The 20752-nt window shown below is 64.0% G+C and carries 18 protein-coding genes; 12 read left to right on the top strand and 6 right to left on the bottom strand.

Features of this window, described 5'->3' with window-relative positions:
• Positions 1-78: 78 nt before the first annotated feature.
• Both KVY23_RS19355 and KVY23_RS19350 read right to left on the bottom strand, forming a co-directional pair.
• The gene (locus tag KVY23_RS19355) at positions 79-1548 is read right to left on the bottom strand and encodes an HNH endonuclease signature motif containing protein (RefSeq protein ID WP_230557865.1); all 1470 of its coding nucleotides are present in this window, start codon (positions 1546-1548) and stop codon (positions 79-81) included.
• Positions 1549-1686: 138 nt separating this feature from the next.
• Positions 1687-2442: an IclR family transcriptional regulator gene (locus tag KVY23_RS19350; RefSeq protein ID WP_230557864.1), complete on the bottom strand. Its 756-nt coding sequence runs from the start codon at positions 2440-2442 to the stop codon at positions 1687-1689.
• A gap of 47 nt (positions 2443-2489) precedes the next feature.
• Between KVY23_RS19350 and KVY23_RS19345 the strand changes: the two genes are divergently transcribed.
• From KVY23_RS19345 to dmpG, 3 genes are read left to right on the top strand one after another with little or no spacing between them, the layout of a single operon-like run.
• Positions 2490-3281 (top strand): 2-keto-4-pentenoate hydratase, encoded by a 792-nt coding sequence (locus tag KVY23_RS19345; protein ID WP_230557863.1) that lies wholly within the window; start codon positions 2490-2492, stop codon positions 3279-3281.
• 28 nt (positions 3282-3309) lie between these two features.
• Positions 3310-4257 (top strand): acetaldehyde dehydrogenase (acetylating), encoded by a 948-nt coding sequence (locus KVY23_RS19340; protein ID WP_230557862.1) that lies wholly within the window; start codon positions 3310-3312, stop codon positions 4255-4257.
• Positions 4254-5321: a 4-hydroxy-2-oxovalerate aldolase gene (dmpG, locus tag KVY23_RS19335; protein WP_230557861.1), complete on the top strand. Its 1068-nt coding sequence runs from the start codon at positions 4254-4256 to the stop codon at positions 5319-5321. Before KVY23_RS19340 ends, dmpG begins: the two co-directional genes overlap by 4 nt.
• Before the next feature lie 3 nt (positions 5322-5324).
• Here dmpG and KVY23_RS19330 read toward each other — a convergent pair whose 3' ends face one another.
• Both KVY23_RS19330 and KVY23_RS19325 read right to left on the bottom strand, forming a co-directional pair.
• Positions 5325-6701 carry an MFS transporter gene (locus tag KVY23_RS19330; RefSeq protein ID WP_230557860.1) on the bottom strand — a complete coding sequence of 459 codons (1377 nt, stop codon included), beginning with the start codon at positions 6699-6701 and terminating at the stop codon, positions 5325-5327.
• A 107-nt stretch (positions 6702-6808) separates the two neighbouring features.
• Positions 6809-9172: a pyruvate dehydrogenase gene (locus tag KVY23_RS19325; protein ID WP_230557859.1), complete on the bottom strand. Its 2364-nt coding sequence runs from the start codon at positions 9170-9172 to the stop codon at positions 6809-6811.
• Between the two features lie 271 nt (positions 9173-9443).
• Here KVY23_RS19325 and KVY23_RS19320 point away from each other — a divergent pair, with 271 nt between their 5' ends.
• A complete protein-coding gene (locus KVY23_RS19320) occupies positions 9444-10751 on the top strand; it encodes an MFS transporter (protein WP_230557858.1) in 1308 nt (435 codons plus the stop codon).
• Here the strand turns inward: KVY23_RS19320 and KVY23_RS19315 are convergent.
• Positions 10718-11425, bottom strand: coding sequence for a TetR/AcrR family transcriptional regulator (locus KVY23_RS19315; RefSeq protein WP_230557857.1), 708 nt, complete (start codon positions 11423-11425; stop codon positions 10718-10720). The genes KVY23_RS19320 and KVY23_RS19315 overlap by 34 nt on opposite strands.
• Before the next feature lie 132 nt (positions 11426-11557).
• On the opposite strand from KVY23_RS19315, the gene KVY23_RS19310 reads away from it, so the two are divergent.
• From KVY23_RS19310 to KVY23_RS19275, 8 genes are all read left to right on the top strand, one after another.
• Positions 11558-12700 carry a VOC family protein gene (locus KVY23_RS19310; RefSeq protein ID WP_230557856.1) on the top strand — a complete coding sequence of 381 codons (1143 nt, stop codon included), beginning with the start codon at positions 11558-11560 and terminating at the stop codon, positions 12698-12700.
• Positions 12697-13632 carry a fumarylacetoacetate hydrolase family protein gene (locus KVY23_RS19305; protein ID WP_230557855.1) on the top strand — a complete coding sequence of 312 codons (936 nt, stop codon included), beginning with the start codon at positions 12697-12699 and terminating at the stop codon, positions 13630-13632. Before KVY23_RS19310 ends, KVY23_RS19305 begins: the two co-directional genes overlap by 4 nt.
• A gap of 34 nt (positions 13633-13666) precedes the next feature.
• Positions 13667-15241, top strand: coding sequence for a bifunctional 3-(3-hydroxy-phenyl)propionate/3-hydroxycinnamic acid hydroxylase (locus tag KVY23_RS19300; RefSeq protein WP_294638678.1), 1575 nt, complete (start codon positions 13667-13669; stop codon positions 15239-15241).
• A 57-nt stretch (positions 15242-15298) separates the two neighbouring features.
• A complete protein-coding gene (locus tag KVY23_RS19295) occupies positions 15299-16102 on the top strand; it encodes an SDR family oxidoreductase (protein ID WP_230557854.1) in 804 nt (267 codons plus the stop codon).
• Between the two features lie 56 nt (positions 16103-16158).
• Entirely contained in the window at positions 16159-16830 is a 672-nt protein-coding gene (locus tag KVY23_RS19290; protein ID WP_230557853.1) for a TetR/AcrR family transcriptional regulator, read from the top strand.
• 84 nt (positions 16831-16914) lie between these two features.
• On the top strand, positions 16915-17997 hold the full coding sequence (locus KVY23_RS19285) for an amidohydrolase family protein (RefSeq protein ID WP_230557852.1): 1083 nt from the start codon (positions 16915-16917) through the stop codon (positions 17995-17997).
• A gap of 163 nt (positions 17998-18160) precedes the next feature.
• On the top strand, positions 18161-18568 hold the full coding sequence (locus KVY23_RS19280; RefSeq protein ID WP_230557851.1) for a YciI family protein: 408 nt from the start codon (positions 18161-18163) through the stop codon (positions 18566-18568).
• 18 nt (positions 18569-18586) lie between these two features.
• Positions 18587-19792 carry an RNA polymerase sigma factor gene (locus KVY23_RS19275; protein ID WP_230557850.1) on the top strand — a complete coding sequence of 402 codons (1206 nt, stop codon included), beginning with the start codon at positions 18587-18589 and terminating at the stop codon, positions 19790-19792.
• Here KVY23_RS19275 and KVY23_RS19270 read toward each other — a convergent pair.
• Complete coding sequence (locus tag KVY23_RS19270) at positions 19756-20739, bottom strand: endonuclease/exonuclease/phosphatase family protein (RefSeq protein ID WP_230557849.1); 984 nt, start codon at positions 20737-20739, stop codon at positions 19756-19758. The two genes, KVY23_RS19275 and KVY23_RS19270, sit on opposite strands and share 37 nt — an antisense overlap.
• Positions 20740-20752 lie beyond the last annotated feature (13 nt).

The following is a 20752-nucleotide window of genomic DNA, read 5'->3' as shown; positions in this document are numbered from 1 at the left end:
GTCGACGCCGCAGTCGCGAAATCGCCGCAACGCGTCGTTGGCAGGGCCATACTCTCGGTGGGTGGTAGTCGCCCTGGACTAGGCGGAGTGTTTTCGTCTCCGGTGATAGCTGGGGATGGGTCGACGCTGGGGGTCGGTTTCGGGGGGCGGGATGGAGTGCGGGTGCCCGTCCTCGCCCATGGCGAGTTCCCAGTCGGTGTTGTGGATGTCGCGGTGGCATTCGGTGCAGAGGAGCGCGAGGTTGTTGAGATCTGTTGCGCCGCCGTCGTTCCAGTAGGTGACGTGGTGGATTTGGCACCATTGGGCTGGTCGTCCGCACATCACGCAGCATCGGTCGCGGATGATGACCGCTTGGCGTAGTGAGTTGGATGCGAGCCGGAAGCTGCGGCCGAGTGCGAGAGGCACGCCGTGGTGGTCGACGATGATCGGGGTGAGGTGGGCATCGCACGAGAGGTATTCGGCGAGGTGGCCGCTGATGGGGCCGGTCCAGTCCAGCCAGAATGGCCAGTCGCCGTCACTGGGGCTGTTGTCACTGCTACTCGGTGGGGTGGTGCGCTGAGCTGTGTTGTGGGGGTGTGGGTTCTGGTGGTCGGCGGGCTTTTTCAGGAGGTCGGTGAGTGAGACGATCAGGTTGACGTGGGCGCCACCTGATCCGGTGCCTGTGCGGGTGTGGAGGTAGCGGTCGAGGAGTTCGCTGAGCCCGTCGGCGTTGCGTTTGTGGGGTGTGCGGGGGTCGCGGGTGCCGTCGGGTGAGGGTGTGGGTGCGGTCAGCGGTGACAGGGCGGCTTTGAGTTTCTCGACGGTCAGTGTGTCGAGGTCGCCGTCGATTTTGCTGCGGCCGTTGGCCAGTGGGTAGATGCCGAGTCTGTTGAGGGCGGTGTTCTCGGCGACCGGCAGCGGCGGTGGGCCAGGTGGAGGCGCAGGCGGGGCGGGCGCCGGATCGGGAGTCGGGTCTGGCGCCGGATGGCCGGGGCTGGGGTCCTCGGGGCTGGGGTTCTCGCGGCTGTCAGCGGCTTTGCGGCGTTGTTGTTCTTGTTCGTGGCGTCGTCGTTCGGCTTCGTGGCGGGCTCGGGCGTCGTTGGCGGCGTGTTGGGCGAGTTCTTGGCCGCGGTCGTGGACGTCTTTGGGGAGGGCGCGGGTGGCGACGTCGAGCAGTACGGCGGTGATCTCGTTCTGTCTCTGCGTGGTGAGGGTGGGGTCGGCGGCGAGGACGGTGGCGGTGGCGTCGGCGATGGCTTTGACGTGGAGGTAGTGGATGGTGCCGTCGGTGAGGGCTTCGGCGACGGTGGGGTTGTGTGTGAGCCATTTTCCGAGGGTCATCTGGTGGGCGATGTTTCCTTCGGGGAGGCGTACGGCTTTGGCGTACCAGCGTTTGATGGTGGAGTGGCCGAGTTGCAGTGCGAGTCCTCGTCGGTCTGCTTCGGTGAGCATTGCCAGTCGTGATGCGGCGAGCTGGGTTTCGGTGGTGTGGATGTGCGCGAGTCCGGTCACGATGTCCTGGTCGGACAGCGTGTGTGCTGTGGTGAAGTCCCCCAACTTCTTCTGCATGCCAGGGAAGGTACAACCGCCCACCGACAAGAACGGTCGAGCCCGTTCCGAACGTTGCCGTCGATGCCAGGAAACCCCCCAACGATGCCGCCATAGCCGCAGCTCAGAGCGCCCGCAGTTCCAATTGCTACTGCGGTACTAGGCCGGGGTATCGGGCGAGGTACGGGTGAGCACTCGGCCGAGCGCGAGCGCAGCCGTGCGCACGGCGGGCGCGAGCAGTTCGGGTTTGAACTGGGCTTTGGGTACCGAAACCGAAAGTGCAGCAATGGGCTTCTTGTTCACCATGACGGGAGATGCCAGGCAACAGCCACCGAGTGCAGCTTCTTCGCGCTCGAGAGCAACTCCGGTTCGGCGAATGGAATCGAGTTCGAGACTCAGAACTTTCGGATCGGTGATGGAGTGTGGCGTGAAGCGCCGCAGCGGCCGGGCCAGGACGTCCTGCTGAACGGACTTGCTCTCGGGCGCGAGCAGTGCCTTGCCGACGGCCGTGCACGTGAGGGGAAGCCGTCCGCCGATCTGCGAGGGTAGCGGGAACGAGAGATGCCCGTGGATCTTCTCGACGTAGACCGCGTCGTGACCATCGCGTACGGCCAGGTGGACGGTCTGTTCGGTTACCGAGAACAGATCCTGCATGAACGGTAGCGCCGCGGTGCGCAGTCGGTGCTTGAGGCCGACCCGTTCGCCGAGCTCGAACAGAGCCATGCCCAGCTCGAATTTGGTTCCACTGCGCGCCAACCACCCCACATCGGCCAGTTCGACCAACAATCGATGAGTGGTCGATCGGGGGAGCGCGGTCCGTGTGGTGACCTCGGCGAGACTCAATGCCGTGCCGCCGGGAAAAACGCCCAGGATCAGGGCGTATCGCTCGAGAAGCGACATCGTGTCCCGTTTCATGGGACACATCCTATTCACTGCGCCGGGTCGGGCATAGCGTGCTTTTCATGACCAAGGTGGACGAACACGCGATCGACGAAGCAGCGCAGCGCCTGGCCGCTGCCTCCCACACGAGCACCCCGTGCGCTCCGGTGCGCGACCTGATCGACCGAGCGGACATCGATGCCGCGTATCGAATCCAGACGCGCAACATCGACTCGCTCATCGCGGGCGGGCGGCGCGTGATCGGACGCAAGATCGGCCTGACATCGGCGTCGGTGCAGCAGCAGGTCGGAGTAGACCAACCGGATTTCGGCGTCCTTCTCGATGATTTCGATGTCTCGGACGATCCCGCCGTGGACTCGTCGCGGCTGCTACAACCGAAGATCGAGGCCGAGATCGCCTTTACCCTCTCGGCCGACATCGACGAACTGATTACCGCCGATCAGGCGCCGAACTACGTCGATCGCGTTTTCGCCTCCTTCGAGATCGTCGACAGTCGCATCGCCGGATGGGACATCAGTCTGGCCGATACGGTCGCCGACAATGCCTCCTCCGGTCTGTTCGTGCTCGGAGATTCCGTTGCGAAGGACGACGCACCGGATCTGGCCGGCATCGAGATGACCATGACGGCCGACGGCGAGCACGTTTCCGCAGGCACGGGTTCCGACTGCCTCGGTAGCCCGTGGAAAGCGCTTGTGTGGCTGGCGAATACCAGCCTGTCCTACGGATCGCCGCTGCGCGCCGGCGAGGTGATCCTGTCCGGGGCGTTGGGTCCGATGGTGCCGGTGAAGCCGGGCGCGACCTACACCGCGTCCATCACCGGTATCGGTGGGGTCAGCGCGACGTTCACCGCCTGAACCTTCCTCGAAACGAAAGCGAGAAATCATGAGCATCACCAAAGTTGCGGTGATCGGGTCCGGCAATATCGGTACCGATCTCGTCATCAAGCTGAAGAGAGTTGCCAAGAACGTCGAGATCGCTGTTCTCGTCGGCATCGACCCCGATTCCGACGGACTTGCCCGCGCGCGCCGGATGGGGATCAGCACCGTCGATACCGGTGTGCAGGGTCTGATCGAGCATCCCGATTTCGCGGATATCTCGATAGTCTTCGACTCCACCTCCGCCAAAGCGCATGTTGCCAACGCAGAAGCGCTGCAGCCGTACGGAAAGCAGCTCATCGATCTGACGCCCGCGGCGATCGGCCCCTTCGTCGTACCCGCTGTCAACCTCGAGGAACACCTCGAGGCGCCGGATGTCAACATGGTGACCTGTGGTGGTCAGGCCACCATCCCGATCGTTGCCGCGATCTCGGCGATCACCCCCGTTCACTACGCGGAGATCGTGGCCTCGATCGCATCGAAGTCGGCCGGACCGGGCACGCGAGCGAACATCGACGAGTTCACCGAAACCACTTCCGAGGCCATCGAGAAGGTCGGGGGAGCAGCACACGGCAAGGCCATTATCGTGCTCAACCCGGCAGAACCACCGCTGATCATGCGTGACACCGTCCTCGCGCTGGTGAGTACCCCGGACCAGGACGCGGTCCGTCGATCCATCCTCGACATGATCGAGAAAGTATCGGCGTACGTGCCGGGATACCGGCTCAAGCAGGAGGTGCAGTTCACCCAGCTCGACGACGCCGAATCCGTCGCCACCCTGACGGGCGGCGTCGAGAAGGGGCCGGGGCTGTGGAAGGTGTCGGTGTTCCTCGAAATCGAAGGCGCCGCGCATTACCTGCCCGCATACGCGGGCAACCTCGACATCATGACCTCCGCAGCGCTGCAGGTCGCCGAGAAGATCGCCGAGAATACGATGTTGGAGGCAGCACGATGAACGACGCGACCCATACTGCACCGACCGGTGCGACACGCTCGAACGCCGCTGATGGCGCTGCCCTGTACATCCAGGATGTGACGTTGCGCGACGGTATGCACGCGATGCGGCACCGCATCACACCAGAGAACGTCGCCCGCGTCGCGAGTGCCCTCGACAGCGCCGGAGTCGATGCCATCGAGGTCACTCACGGCGACGGTCTTGCGGGCCACAGCCTCACCTACGGTCCCGGTAGCAACACCGACTGGGAGTGGATCGAGGCCGCCGCATCGGTGGTGCATCGGGCGAAGTTGACGACGTTGCTCCTGCCCGGTGTCGGTACCGTCAAGGAGCTCCAGCGCGCGTTCGACCTGGGCGTCACCTCGGTTCGAGTGGCCACGCACTGCACCGAAGCCGATGTGTCGGCGCAGCACATCGGATTCGCTCGCGAACTGGGAATGGACGTCTCGGGCTTTCTGATGATGTCGCACCTCGCCGAGCCTGCCCAGCTCGCCGAACAGGCGAAGCTGATGGAATCGTATGGCGCACACTGCGTGTACGTGACCGACTCGGGTGGCAGGCTGACGATGAACGGTGTGCGAGATCGGGTGCGGGCCTACCGGGACGTGTTGGACGCGGAGACCCAGATCGGCATTCACGCCCATCAGAATCTGTCGCTGTCCGTGGCCAACTCCGTCGTGGCGGTGGAGGAAGGCGTCATGCGAGTCGACGCCTCCCTCGCCGGCCACGGTGCGGGAGCAGGCAACTGCCCGATTGAGCCGTTCGTCGCCGTCGCCGACCTGCACGGGTGGAAGCACAACTGTGACCTGTTCGGGTTGCAGGACGCAGCCGACGATATCGTGCGGCCGCTACAGGATCGGCCGGTTCAGGTGGACCGTGAAACCCTGACGCTGGGATACGCGGGTGTCTATTCCAGCTTCCTTCGTCATGCCGAGACCGCCGCACGCCAGTACGGACTCGACACCCGCGCAATCCTGCTCGCGGTCGGCGAACGGGGCCTCGTCGGCGGCCAGGAGGACCTCATCACCGACATCGCCTTGGATCTGGTCGCAGCCAAAGGATGACGCTCAGCGCCCGGCGGTGTCGGCGGACATGTCGACATGCCGGGTTTCGACGAGTGCCTTGGTGCACACCAGGCTCAGGACGGACAGGGCGGCGAGCATGACTCCCACTGCGATACTGCCGAATTGGGCGGTCAGCGGAGCGGCGAGCAGGGGCGGGATCGCCCCGCCCAGCACTCCTGCGAGGTTGTAGCCCAACCCGGCGCCGGTGTACCGGAACCTGGTCTGGAACAGCTCCGGCAGGAGTGCGCCGGTCGGTCCGTAGGCGATCCCGAAGATGGCGAGGGTGACGCACATTGCCAGGATGTACACCGCTTGATTGCCGGTGTCGAGTAGCGGGAACAGTGCGATCGCCCAGGGAATGGCAAGGGCGCACGATGTCATGATGACGCGGCGACGTCCCACTCGGTCGGAGTACATCGCCGAGAGGGCGATGGCAAGACCGAACACGACTGCTCCGACAAGGCCCGTCCACAGCACGAACGGACGGTCGTAGCCGAGGGTTTTGGTGCCGTAGCTCGTCAGATACGCGGTCCCCATGTAGAAGAGCGAGAACAGTGAGGCCAGCGCTCCTGCCGAGAGCAGGATCTCCTTCCGCTGTACGTGCCATGCTTCGAGAATCGGGAGTCGTACCGGCTTTTCGGTGGTCTTCTCGGCTACTTTCTCGGCTGCCTGATTGGCACGGAAGACCGGTGTCTCCTCGATCGCCAAGCGCATGTACAGGCCGATCAGAACCAGTACGGCGCTGAGCAGGAACGGGATTCGCCAGCCGTAGTTCAGGAAGACCTCGTTGGTGTCCCCGAAAACAGCTCCGGTGATGAGGAAGGTGCCGCTGGAGAGAATGAATGCCGCGGACGGGCCGAGTTGCGGGAACATCGCGTAGAACCCGCGCTTCTTTGCGGGCGCGTACTCGGCGGTCAACAGCGTCGCGCCGGCCCATTCTCCTCCCACCGCGAAACCTTGCCCGAATCGCAACAGCACGAGGATGATCGGCGCGGCGACGCCGATCGTCGCGGCCCCCGGCAGTAGTCCGATGGCGAAGGTGGAAATCCCCATCAGCAGCAGCGTCGAGATCAGTGTCTTCTTGCGCCCGATACGGTCGCCGAAGTGACCGAACAGCACCGCTCCGACCGGCCTGGCGATGAATGCGACCGCGAAGGTGGCGAACGACGCGACTGTGCCCGCGGTCGCCCCGAGGGCAGGGAAGAAGACCGTCGGAAAGACAAGGGCAGCAGCGGTTCCGTAGATGAAGAAGTCGTAGAACTCGATAGTGGTTCCGATGCCGCTTGCGATGGCAACTTTTCGCACGCTGGTCTTCGGCGGCGCGGTAGGTGGTGGTGGCGAGTGGCGGGTAACCGCATCGTCGGGTGTTAGTGAGGTCATGTCTCTCCAGGGGCGGGTCACAGTACGTGCTCTTCTCAGAAACAGAACGTATGTGACCCGCAGCACACCCCACTACCCCCGAACAGGGGTGCGTGCGCGAGGAGTAGCTACTTCCCGGTGACGTCGAGTGCGGCGCCGACTATGGAATCGGCGTCGATGCGGTGGTACTTGTACACCTCGTCGAGCGAGCCGACCTGCCCGAAGTTGCTCACGCCCAACGACGTCGAGGCAACGCGGTTCACCGTGGCGAGGAAGGCGAGGGTGTGCGGGTGGCCATCGAGCACGGTCACCATCGGAGTAGCTCGGTCGGCAGGCAGGAGCTGGTCGAGGATCCAAGTGTCGTCGCTGGCGTGACCTTGGCGGGCACGCAGGGCACGGTAGAGCTGTCCGGGGCTGGTGATGCACAGGACGTCGGCCGCGACACCGATGTGTTCGAGCCGTTCGGCGGCAGCGAGCGCCTCGGTGACGAGGGCACCCATCGCGGCGATGGTGACGACCGCGCTTTCGCGTCGAACGAGGGGATATCCACCGGCCACCACCTGGCGTCGTCGACGTTCTCGCGCGGCCCGATCGGTGGGGACGTCGGCGAGCGACTGATTCACCGGTCTTGTCGACAGGCGCAGGTACGCCGAGGTGCCGTCGGGTCGACCGAGTCGCCCGATGCTGGCGAGCAAAGTCCATTCGACGTCGATTGCGAATGCCGGCTCGTAGGTGATGCACTCAGGCTGTTCCAGCCCGATCGAGGGGGTTTTGATCGACTGATGTGCACCGCCCTCCGCTGCCAACGTCACCCCGGACGGCGTGCCGACGAGGATGGATTGCCCGCCGGCGTAGATGCCGTAGGACCAGGGTTCGAGCGCGCGCTCGACGAATGGGTCGTACATGACGCCGATCGGAAACAGCGGTTGGCCCCAGCGACTCCAGGTGGCACCGAGTTCACCCATGAGACCGACCAGGTTGGTCTCGGCGATGCCGAGTTCCATATGCTGGCCCGTCGGATCCTCGCGCCAATGCATGATGGTTTCGGCGTCGTCCTCGAACCAGTCCCTGCGCTCGGTGGCGGACCACACGCCCACCTTGTTCACCCAGCCGCCGAGGTTGGTGGTGGAACTGACGTCGGGGCTGACGGTGACCACGCGTGCGGCAGCGTCCGGTGCCTCGCGGGTGAGATCGAGCAGAACCCGGCCCAGCGCGGCCTGCGTCGTCGCGGTTCCCTTCGGTGTGCGCCCGATGTCCGCGGGAACCGGTGGCGGGTTCGAATCCGGAACTCTCGCTCTGCGCAACCGATCCGCGGTCTCGATGCACTCTTGACCGGGGCCGCTCTCGGCGGAGAATCGCGTCCAAGGATTGTTCGGATCGGTGCCGAGCGACTGCGCGAGTGCGTTGTATTCCTCGACGGTCAACAGCGATGAATGGTTCTGCGGATGCCCCTGGGTGGGGAGTCCGAATCCCTTGACCGTGTAGGCGATGATGGCGGTCGGTCGGGTGTCTTCGATCTGGGCGTATGCCTGCCGGAGTGCGGACAGATCGTGTCCACCGAGGTTGCGGATCGATTCGGTCAACACGGTGTCGTCCAGATCGACGATGAGCTCGGCAATCGCTGCGGCTTCGGGCCCCTCTCCTGGCAGTCTGTCGCGCACCTGAGCAGCCGTGCACCGCAACAGCCGCTGGTACTCGGGGTTGGGCATGTCGAGAATTCGGCGGCGCAACGCGTCCCCGCCGGGACGAGCGAACAGGTCTTCGAGCAGGCGACCGAATCTGACGGTGATGACCTGCCAGCCTGCTGCGTCGAACATCTTCTCGAGGCGGCGGGCGGCGATGTTGGGGACGACGCGATCGAGCGATTGGCGATTGAGGTCGACGATCCACACGATCTCACCCAGCTCGGTGATTCCAGGATCGATGACGGCTTCCCACACGGCGCCCTCATCGAGTTCGGCGTCGCCGACGAGCGAATACTGCCGTCCGCTGAAGCCGCCGGCCCGCTCCCGAGCCGAACTGCTTTCGGTGGCACCGAAACTCGCCTCGACGTAGCGGCGTGACACCGCACCCCAGATCGGTGCGGTGGCACCGATTCCGACCGAGCCGGTCGAGTAGTCGACGGGGTCGGGGTCCTTGGATCGTGAAGGGTAGGACTGCAGTCCACCGAAGGAGCGGAGCGTGGTCAGGTAATGCTCGTCGAGTTCACCGAGCAGGTAGTTGATGGCGTGGAGAACCGGGGACGCGTGCGGTTTCACCGACACGCGGTCCGCCGATTCGAGTTGTTCGAACCACAATGACGTCATGATCGTGACCAGCGAGGCGCAGGAGGCCTGGTGGCCTCCGACCTTGAGTCCGCTGGGGTTCGGGCGTACGCGGTTCGCGTGGTGGATGATCGAGGTCGACAGCCAGAGCACCTTCTCCGCGATCTCTTGGAGATGGTCGGGAACGACTCGAGACGAGTCGCGATCGGCCGGAACAATGCTGTTCATGTCGGAAAGCTCCTGGAGTCGACGGCATGTGGTCGAGCGACGGCGTCCGGGTTGCGAAGCGCTTGGTGAAGTTGCGAGGTGTCAGCAACGCACACGAGTCGACCAGATATCGGCGAGCTGCGCAATTGTCTTGTTCGAAGGAGTGCACAATGCACGGTTCTGGCTCAGTGGCCGGGCCTGAACTGGTTCAGGTGATCAATCCGATGTCGGTCGCGTCGTCTCGTGCCGCATCCTTGACCGCGTGAATTAATATGGATACGGTGTAGCCAAAATGCTGGCCGACCGTTTGGAGAAGGCATTGACAACGTCCGAATCGGGCCTTCCGCGCGAGACTGCACCGCGCGAGAGTGCGCACAGCCCAGCGGACGTCGCGCAGGCGCGCGGACTGCTGATCTCCGTCGCGAGTTCTCAGTTCGGGATCTCGGTAGTCTATGGCGCGGTGCCGGGGGTGCTCCTTGCGCTGCAGATCGCAGACATGGCCGGAGACCAGAACAAGGCCGGGGTCCTGAGTCTGTTCACCATCTTCGGTGCCATTGCAGCTCTGGTGGCACAGCCGCTTGCCGGAAGGTTGTCCGATCGGACCAGAACGAGAGTCGGAAGTCGTACACCATGGGTGGTCGGCGCATCCGTGATCGCGGCACCGATGTTGTGGGCCATGGGTTTCAGCCAGTCGCTACTCGTACTTGCAGTGCTGTACGTGGGGTCGGAATTCGTTCTCAGTGCCGCCCAGGGGCCTCTCTCGGCAGTGTTGCCCGATCGAGTTCCCATCGATCGCCGTGGCACCTACAGTGCCGGTCTCGGTATGGGCATCATGCTCGGATCGGTCGTCGGCACCGTCCTTGCCTCGGTTCTGTCGGACAACACCGTGGTGGCCTACCTCGTGATCGGAAGCATTCCGGTGATCATGGCGCTCTCGCGTCTGTTGGTTGCTGGAGACGCTGACAACCGGGGCGCACCTGTCGTGCTCGACAAGGTCGATCGAGGATGGAGGTCCTTTGTCGTATCGCCCTCGGAACATCCAGATTTCTGGTGGGCTATCGGTAGTCGTTCGCTGACCTACGCCGGATTCTTCACCGTCCAGGGTTATGCGCTGTACCTGTTGCAGGACTACATCGGGCTCGGGGACGATGCAGTTGACCTTGTTGCCGTGTCATCCGGAATCGCCGCACTGTGCATCGTTCTCGCCGCCGTGCCGTCGGGCATCCTGTCCGACCGTGTGGGTCGACGAAAGCCGTTCGTAGTGGCTGCATCCGGCACGATGGCCGCCGGTTTCATCATCCCGCTGATCTTTCCGACTGTTGCCGGCTATCTCGCGATGATCGTCGTGATGGCGCTGTCCTTCGGCTGTTTCGAATCGACAGACAATGCGCTCGTCACTCAGGTGCTGCCGCGAGAAAGCGCATACGCGCAGGACTTGGGCGTGGTGAACGTTGCGGCCGTGGCGCCCCAGATTCTGGCGCCCGCGCTGGCGGGTTCCGTCGTCGTCTTGACCTCCGAGTACGTGTTGATCTTTCCGCTCGCCGCTCTCTTCGCCTTGCTCGGCGCCTATTCGGTGACTCGGGTTCGTGGAGTGCGCTGATTCGATGTTGCCCGTGGTTGGTTCGCGGTGTCCTCGATGTCGGCCAGAACCTCGGCTATCGACGGAAGCGGTCTACTGCACAGTGCGTGTGCCTCGTCCGTGGGCAATCCGAGCGCGATGAGGATGCCGGCGGTCATGGCGTCCGCCGCGGCTGCGTCGTCGCGGTCCGGTTGTTGGAGCAGTAGTTGGCCGAGTCCGAGGAGGGATCCGGCGACGAGGGCGAGCGCGAGATCGGGATCCTCGACGCGGAATCTGCCGGCCTTCGAGGCGGCGGCGATGTCTCGTGCGGCGCGGGGCGCCAAGCCCTTCCCCGAGCTGATCAGTGAGGAACCGGAGTTGACTAGTACGCGACTGAGTTCGGGCTGCAGCCGAAACAGGCGGCCGGCTATGCGGAAGGACTGAGCGAAGACCTCTGCGGGATCGCCGACGTCATCGCCGAGGGCGTCGAGAAAATCTCCGAGGGAATCGAGCGCACTCTCCACGGCGGCAGCGAAGAGTTCTTCCTTGCTCTCGAAGTGGTTGTAGAACGATCCCATCCCCACGTCGGCGGCCTGGGTGATCTCCAGAATGGGCGCGGTGAGCTTGCCGTCGGCGATGAACCGCTGTCCAGCAGCGATCAAGGCCGCGCGTGTACGTGCTTTGCGGCGTTCGAGCCGGCTCGCTCCTGCGGTCATATGGGGTGCACCTTCGCCATCGGGTATCGACCGATCGATCCTAGCCTATCGTCAATATTGACGAATTCTTCAAAAGCCTTGACTGAGGGTCTGGTCATAGGTGACGATATCGTCAGACAGTGAGGAGTCGAGATGGTGGAAGTACACACCGGCGTCGATGCACACAGCGGCATGCACGTCGACCAAGGTGCGCTACCCGGGGAACATCCAGGTCGAGCATCGAACCCGATCATCAAGGTCCACGACATCGCATGGCTGGAGTTCGAAAAACCCGATCTGGTGAAGGCCGAGGCGTTTGCGACGGCATTCGGATTCACGGTTCCGCACCGCACGACGGAGGAAGTTCATCTCCGGGGAACGGAGACCGGCGCCCCGTGCGTCATCATCCGCAAAGGGAATCGAACCCGGTTCGTGGGCGCGGCGTTCCTCGCCGCCGACGAGTCCGATGTGTTGGTGTTGGGAAAGCTGACCGGCAACCGCGTATCACGCCTACCCGAGAGCATCGGCGGCATCGGGGTCACCCTGCACGATCCGGGTGGTCAGCCGGTTCGGGTGGTGGCGGGCATGAATCAACTGCCTTCCCTTCCGGGTCAGCGCGCGCACACCTTCAACTTCGACGAACCGCTGACGCGCGTGAACGCGACGCAACGTCCGCCGCGCGAGCCTGCGCGGGTGCAACGTCTGGGCCACGTGGTCATCTCGCGTACGCGTTACCTCGAGAACCTCAATTGGTACCTCGAACACCTCGGACTCATCGTCAGTGACTTCCTCTACTACGACGGCCAGCGCGAACGTGGCCCGGTGATGAGCTTCATCCGCTGCGATCGCGGCGAAACGCCGACGGATCACCACACGCTCGCAATGACGCTCGGTCCGTCCGACCGCTACGTGCACTCGGCGTATCAGGTCTGTGATCTCGACGCCCTCGCCGCCGGTGGCGAGTACCTGACCGAACGCGGGTATCGGCACTCGTGGGGGATCGGGCGCCACATTCAGGGCAGCCAGATCTTCGACTACTGGCGCGACCCCGATGGCTTCCTCGTCGAGCACTTCAGCGACGGTGACATGTTCGACGCCTCGCTCGAGCCCGGGTGGGCGCCGATGACGGCCTCCGGCCTCGCTCAGTGGGGCCCGCCGGCTACCAAGGACTTTCTGGGCATCACGCCGAACCGTCAGGGTCTGCAGGAATTCCGGTCGATCCTTTCCTCGCTCCGTCAAGACAACGAATTCGATACCGAACGCCTCCGTGGCCTGTTGAAAGTAGCGTCCTCATGAGCATTTCCGTTCTCCGTACCGACGACGCGTGGTGGGTCCAGACCCCCGAAGGTGCCGTCAAGGTCGACACCGACGCGGTCACCACCGCCGAACTTCTCGCCGACCGGTCCTCGGTCGAGGCGGCACGGAAGGGCACGGACACCGTGCCGGTGGAGACTCTGCAACTGATCTCCCCCGTCACCGCGCCCTGCCGGGTCGTCGCGCAGATGACGAACTTCGTATCGCACGTCAAGGACTCGGGGATGAACCCGGAGACCGTCCCGTTGACGTTCTTTCGCAAGTCCTCCGGATCGATCAGCGGCCCCACCGACGACATCGTCAAGCCTGCGCACGTGAAGCTGCTGGACTACGAGATCGAGATCGGGCTCGTCTTCGGCAAGACGCTCGCGGTGGGCACGGAGATCAACAGCTCCGATATCGCGGACTACATTGCCGGGCTCGTCATCACCAACGATGTCTCGGCTCGCGACGTGCAGCTCCCCAAGACTCAGTTCTACGAGGGGAAGTCGTACCCCACCTTCACCCCGGTCGGACCGGTGCTGCTTCTGCTCGAGGCCGGGGAATTCGCCCGGTTCAGCGATCTGGGCCTGACTTTGCGCGTCAACGGGGAGGTGCGCCAGGACAGCACTGTCGCGGACATGATCTATCGGCCGCTGGAAACGTTGCGAACTCTCGTCGGATTCCAGCGCATGGATGCGGGCGACCTGCTGCTCACCGGCACCCCGGGCGGAACCGCGCTCAAGGCCCCGGCGAAACCGGTCGAAATGATCGGCGCCCTGGTGCCACCGGCAGTCAAGTGGAAGGTCTTCTTCAAGAAGCAGGCATCGAATCCCTTGTATCTGAAGGACGGCGACGTGGTGGAGCTTTCGGTGTCCACGCCCGATGGCGCACTCGATCTCGGGATTCAGCGGACGACAGTGCGGTATGCCTGATGTGCAGCGATGACCGACGATCTGGGAGGACGAGGTGACTGTCGAGCACTACCCTGTGGTTGTCGTCGGCTCCGGCCCGGCGGGAATGACCTCTGCACTACTGTTGGCACAGTACGGAATCGAGTGTCTCGTCCTCGATCGCTGGCACGGTGTCTACCCGCAGCCGCGAGCGGTGCATCTCGATGACGAGGTCTATCGCATCCTCGGAGACCTAGGGCTCGCCGAGGATTTCGCGCAGCAGTCGAGGCCGACCCGAGGCTTGCGGCTGGTGGACTGCAACATCGGTGTTCTCGCCGAGTTCGAGCGTGACCCCGACCACATGCCGCATGGGTTTCCACAGGCCAACATGTTCGACCAACCCGACCTCGAACGTCTGATGAGAACCAGATTGTCGACCTCCGCAACCGTGCACGAGCGCGGTGGTTGCGAGGTCGTCGATGTCGCGAACATGCGCGATCACGCTGTCGTTACGTACATCGATGTCGACACCGGCGAGCGCCGCGCCGTCACAGCGGACTACGTGCTCGGGTGCGACGGGGCAAACAGCGTCGTCCGTTCGTCCATCGGTTCGAAAATGAAGGATCTGGGGTTCGAGCAGCGGTGGCTGGTGGTGGACATCGCCACCGACGCCGAACTGGGGCAGTGGGAAGGCGTTCATCAGGTCTGCGATATCGACCGAGCCGCCACGTACATGCGGATCGGGCCCTCTCGCTATCGGTGGGAATTTCGTTTGCATGAGGACGAAACCGCGGAAATGTTCACCGAGCTCGAAGCGATCGAGCCGCTCGTCGCACCGTGGCTGCGCGAGGTGTCCGACCCGGATCTGAAGCTGATCCGAAATGCTGAGTACACCTTCCGTGCCCAGGTTGTGGATCGGTGGCGGGACCGACGAATCTTCTTGCTCGGCGATGCCGCGCACCTCACCCCGCCGTTCATCGGCCAGGGCATGGGCGCCGGACTGCGCGATGCAAGGAACCTCGTCTGGAAGCTAGCGGTCACCCTCGGCGGTGCTGCGTCCGACGAGGCCCTCGATACCTACGAGTCGGAGCGAAAGCCGCACGTCACGTCCATGATCCAACTTGCCATAGCGATCGGTTGGGCCATGACCGGCGGCGGCGCGATCAGCGACGTGATTCGCAAGCAGGTCGCACCGCTACTCGGCTACGTGCCGGTGCTGGGGGCGAGAGTCACCAACAGTGCCACGCCGCGCCTCTCGCGTTCGGCCTTCGTACAACGCAATTACCTCTCACGCCACGATCTTGCGGGTCAACAGTGTCCGAACTGCGTGATCGGCGGCGCTCAGCGTCTCGACGAACTCGCCCCTGGCCGTTTCCTGTTCGTCGCGAACACTCCGCTCACGCCCGAACAGCGTACCGAGGTTCATCGACGCGGCGCTGTGGTGTTGGAAGTGCCGGCGTCCTCGGATCTCGGGCAATGGCTGCACCGCGGCCGCGTCTGCGCCGCGATTGTCCGGCCGGATCGCACCGTGATGGCGACGAGTCGCTCGGTGCCGGCACTGCACACGAAAGTGCCCAGCTGCGAGGCCTTGTCCGGCCAGAAGCTACCGAGGCTGGCTCCACCGATTCTCCGCAGCGTCCATGTTCATTGACGTGTGCAAAGTACGAAGCTGGACCGAAGTTTTCGGCGAGACTAGGAGACAAGAGATATGAAGACAGCAATCGTCACCGGAGCGTCATCGGGCATCGGCCATGCTGTGGCAGCAGCTTTGGTCAAGCGCGGCTACCGGGTGATCGGAACCAGCCGAAACAGTTCCACGGTGACCGACCCGGTGAAGGGCGTCGACTACCGTGATCTGGATCTGACAGATCGGGACTCGATCAAGCGCTTCGTGGACGGCCTCGGTGGCAAGGACGTGGATGTGCTGATCAACAATGCGGGTGAATCGCAGTGTGGACCACTCGAAGAGCTGCCCGTCGACGCTGTGCAGCGGTTGTTTCAACTCCATGTCTTCGGCGCAATCGAACTGACTCAGCTGGTGCTGCCGGGTATGCGCGAGCAGCGTAGCGGCAAGATCGTCAATGTCGGGTCCATGCTCGCGAGCTTCCCGCTCGCCTACCGGTCTTCGTACGTGGCGACCAAGGCCGCCATCAGAGGTTTCTCCACCGCCGCGCGTTACGAACTGGCCCAATTCGGCGTCGACATCACCACCGTCGAACCGGGATCGATCGCCACCGGGCTGTCTGGCCGTCGTACCAAGTACATCAATGACAACTCGCCGTACCAGCAGGAGTTCACCTCTGCGATAGCCGCTCTCGACGCCAAGGAGTCGCAAGGGATTTCGGCGGCCAAGGTTGCCGAGACGGTGGTCAAGGCTGTCGAGTCCAAGAAGACCCGTTCGCTCTATGCTGTCGGCAGCAACGCGCCTGTCGTGTTCCTCGCTCGACGGTTGCTGCCGCGCAACGTGATCGAATCCGTCATGGCCAAGGCCTACGGTATCGGCGCCAAGTAGCGAACCAGTCGATGTAGGACCGAAATGTCAAGGCGGGGTGGTTTATCGTGTGTGCGATGCCGACGAACGAGCAACCTGTGTCCGGGCCGTCGAGGCCGCCCGGCATTCGGTCGCGCCGTGCCTCGCGCCCACGTCGAGACGCGAGCCCCCGTCGCGATCGCAGGCAAGCGCTCATCGACGCCGCCATCGAGATGTTCACCGAAGATGGTTCCGCCGACATCAGTGCAGCGGCGGTTGCTCGACGGGCCGATGTGGCCCACGGCCTGTTGTTCTACTACTTCACCGATAAAAAGGGCCTCGTGGCGGCGGCGTTGGTGGACATGCTGGACGAGCTGGCCGCATACCAGAGTCCGCGGCCCGAAGAGAAGACTGAGCGTGAACGGCTCGAAGGGTTCGTTCGGCGCCACGTCGAGTTCCTGGACCGCTACCGAATGGCGTACCTCAGGGTGATTCGCGAGGGTGTGTTCGCCACCCCCGAGATCAATCGCGCTGTACAGCAGGCCCGTTCGAACGCCGCGGATCAGGTCACTGAACTCCCCGGCTTGGCCAAGCCCGGATCTGCTCGCGGCAGAGTCGCTGTCAGTGGCTGGATAGGCTTTCTGGACCGACTTGCCGACGAGTACATCGATGATCCTGAGCTCGATCTCGACAGCGTGGTCGTGTTGGCTGCTGATGCTTTCGACGCCGTCGTCAATGCGGCGCGCATCTCCGGGTGTGCCGATTTGTGAACGCTCACACTGTGCCGCAAGGGTTTCATAGGCAATCATGATCAGGCGGAACTACTTTCTTCACAAACTGCATTGGGGTGATCGGTGTCGAACGAGGTGTCTCGGAGATCAGCGCTGAGGGCGTTGGTGGCCGGTGGCGTGGTGGCCGGTGCGGTGGCGCACAGTCTGTCATCCCCGCCCACAGCTGCTGCGTTGCCGAACAGTAGATTTCGGGTAGACCTTCATGCGCACTACTTGCCTCCGCAGTATCGCGACGCACTGAACGCGACCGGGTATACGGCAAAATCGTTGGTACCACTGCCGTCCTGGTCGGTCGGTGAGGCGATCGAGTTCATGGACGCTCATGCGATTGCAGCGCAGGTTATCTCGATCTCGGATCCGGGAGTCACCTTTCTCTCCGGGGCAGACGCTGCAGCCATGGCCAGGCATTGCAACGATTTTGCGGCCGATCTCGTCGAATCGGAGCCGACTCGCTTCGGCGCCTTCGGGGTGCTCCCGCTGCCCGATGTCGTCGCCTCGATAGCGGAGCTGCGGTACGCCCTGGACGATCGGGCGATGGACGGAATTGTTCTTCTCAGTAGTTACGCCGGCATCTACCTGGGTGATCCGAGATTCGAACCGGTGATGGCCGAGTTGAATGCGCGCTCGGCGTTCGTGTTCGTCCATCCTGCCGAGGTCGCTCCGGACAATCGCCCGGAGCTACCATTCCCGGCGTTCTACCAGGAGTATCCGTTCGAGACGACGAGGGCAGCTACGGTTCTCATGGCCTCGGGCACCCTGGACCGGTACCCGAACATCCGGTTCTCGCTGGCCCATGCTGGTGGCTGTCTGCCGTTCCTCTCCGGGCGGCTGCGGGCGCCGCGAGCGGCAATCCCCGCGGCCCCGGACGTATCCGTCTTCGCCTCCGACACCGCTCTGGCGTCGTTCCACTACGACACATCACTTTCCGACAGCCCCGCCGCGATGCGAAGCGTGGTCGAGGTCGCGCCCGTGGAGAAAATGCTGTTCGGCACGGACTGGCCGTTCAGTTCGCTGGTCTATCGAGCGGCTACGACAGACGACCCGGCGCCCGGCCTCGGCGAGGTATTCGATACCGAGCAGCGTTATCGGATCGAACGACTCAACGCCCTCGAACAGCTACCGCGGCTGGCAGGCGCCCTCGGCTGAGGACCCCTGCCCAGCGCGTCGGGTTGCGCTTTGTACGTTGCGCCGCATTGTGTCGCGGAATCGACTCGGAAACAATGAGCGGGGAATGTCGAGAACGCGACTCGAGCTTCGTCCCAGGGGTGGATGCGGCCACTCGGGCTGCACGAAATGTAGGAGAACCACGATGGCGAAGTACCTGCTTCTCAAGCACTACCGCGGCGCTCCGGCGGCGGTGAACGACGTCCCCATGGACCAGTGGACCCCTCAGGAAGTCGACGCTCACATGAAGTTCATGAGCGACTTCGCCACCGAGCTGGTGGGGTCGGGCGAGTTCGTCGACGGCCAGGCACTTTCGCCGGAGGGGACGTTCGTGCGGTACGACGGCCCAGGTCGACCGCCCGTCACTGACGGCCCGTTCGCGGAGACCAAGGATCTGATCGCGGGCTGGATGGTCATCGACGTGGACAGCTACGACCGCGCGCTCGAACTGGCGGCCGAGCTGTCTTCGGCACCGGGGGCAGGCGGAGAGCCGATCCATGAATGGCTCGAGATCCGCCCGTTTCTGAGCGCACCGGCGACGGTCACGGAGTAGGCGGGGAGGGCGCCGTTCATGGACGCGCTGCAACTGAGGGAGCTGACTCCGGCGGTGATCGGCGTCCTTGTCCGCCGGGGTGTCGACTTCGTGTGCGCCGAGGATGCCGTGCAGGAAGCGCTGATACAGGCCTCCCTCACCTGGTCGGTCGGTATGCCCGAAGATCCGAAGAGCTGGATGGTCACGGTGGCATGGCGCAAGTTTCTCGACGCGCACCGCGCGGAATCCTCGCGTCGTGATCGTGAGGAACGAGTGCACGCCGAGCCACCGCCCGGGCCCACCGAGACGGCCGACGACACGCTGCAGTTGTTGTTTCTGTGCGCCCACCCCTCATTGACTCCGAACTCCGCTGTCGCTCTGACTCTTCGGGCAGTAGGCGGATTGACAACCTGGCAGATCGCCCAGGCATACCTCGTGCCGGAAGCAACGATGGCGCAGCGCATCAGCCGCGCCAAACGCACTGTCAGCGGTGTGCGTTTCGACGAACCAGGCGATCTGCCTACCGTGCGGCGAGTGCTGTACCTGATCTTCAACGAGGGCTACACCGGCGACGTCGATCTGGCGGCAGAGGCGATACGCCTCTGCCGCCAGATGGTTCGGGTCGCGTCGCAGCGGACACACGACGCTGAGCCGCGCACACATGACACTGAATCGGACGGGTTGCTGGCATTGATGCTGCTGCACCATGCTCGTCGGCCCGCGCGAATCGGCTCCGACGGCAGCCTCGTTCCGTTGGCGCTCCAGGACCGCTCGCTGTGGGATACCTCGCTCATCACCGAGGGCGTCGATATCCTGCAGCGGGCGCTCGCCCGTGATCGGCTCGGGGAGTTCCAAGCACAGGCTGCCATCGCTGCGCTGCATGCGGACGCGCAACGCGTCGAGGACACCGATTGGGTGCAGATCGTCGGTTGGTACGACGAGTTGCTCGCACTCACCTCGAGCCCGGTGGTGGAACTCAACCGGGCGGTTGCGGTCGGCGAAGCCGACGGGCCCGCAGCGGGACTGGCTGCTCTGGCCTTCGTCGACGCAGACATACCACGTCGCGCTGCGGTATCGGCCTACCTGCATGAGAAAGCGGGTGACCTCGATGTTGCGGCACGCCTGTACGCGGAGGCGGCGCGGTCCGCCACGAACCTCGACGAGCGGAACCATCTGATCAAACAAGCAGCCAGGACGGGAACGCTTCGTCAGGACGGGAACGACACGTCGACGATCAACCCGTGATGATCGGAGCCTTCGACGGTGATCCGCTGCAGCGACTGCGCGTGCGCACCCCGCGTCAGCACGTGATCGATACCGATGACCGCAGGAAAACCCTTGTCGGTCGGGTAGGTCGGGATGATGCCGGTGCCCAGTTGGTCTGCGGCGTCGGAGTACCCGGCGTCGAGTAGATCCCTGAACTGCCGGTGCAGGTAGGTGGTGTTGAAGTCGCCGCTCACCACGACCGGGCTTGGAGTTGCGGCCAGATCTTCGAGGGCGACTCGCAGTGTGTCCAACTCGGCAGTCCACACGTCGGGAGGAGTGATGTACGCGGGCCCCGGATGGACGGCGACGAGCTCGAACGATGTCGGAAGGTCGACGCGTGCTACGAGATTGGTGGGCCCGAATCCGTTCAGCTCGCGCATCTCGGCCAGTGGATAGCGGCTGTAGATTCCCGCTCCGGCGCCGCCTGCGTCATCGGGAACGAGGTATTGGTACGGCAGTAGATCGTCGAGGCCGAGATCGTTCATCGCCTGTGCGAGCGGGTGGGTCAGCTCCTGAACCGTCAGGGCATCGACGTCATTGTCGCGCACGGTGGCCACCACACTGCCGGGGTCGGCTTGCCCGAACAGCAGATTTGCCTGCATGATCCGCAGCGTCTGTCCGCGAGGGATCTCATCGTCGGCCACATGTCCGTCTGCCACATAGAGCGGTCCGACGACCGCCGAGACGACGGCGAGGAGCACGGCGGAGGCGGTGACGAGCATCCACCGTCGGAACACCAGGGAGACCACCAACCCGACCGCGGTCACGGCAATGAGCAGCGGGACGAACGATGCAACTGCGATCAAGAGGTTGATCGGGCGGGATTGAAAGATGGATACGACGGCAACGATCCCGACCGCGATACCGCCGAGCCCGACCGCTTGGGCAACGCGTCGCGCGGGCACGTTGTCCCTGGTGAAGCTCATGACAGACGGTAGC

This window comes from Rhodococcus sp. I2R (genome assembly GCF_020889545.1).
In the GTDB taxonomy this organism is placed as follows: Bacteria; Actinomycetota; Actinomycetes; order Mycobacteriales; family Mycobacteriaceae; genus Rhodococcoides.
This window is presented reverse-complemented; position numbering and strand designations above follow the sequence as displayed.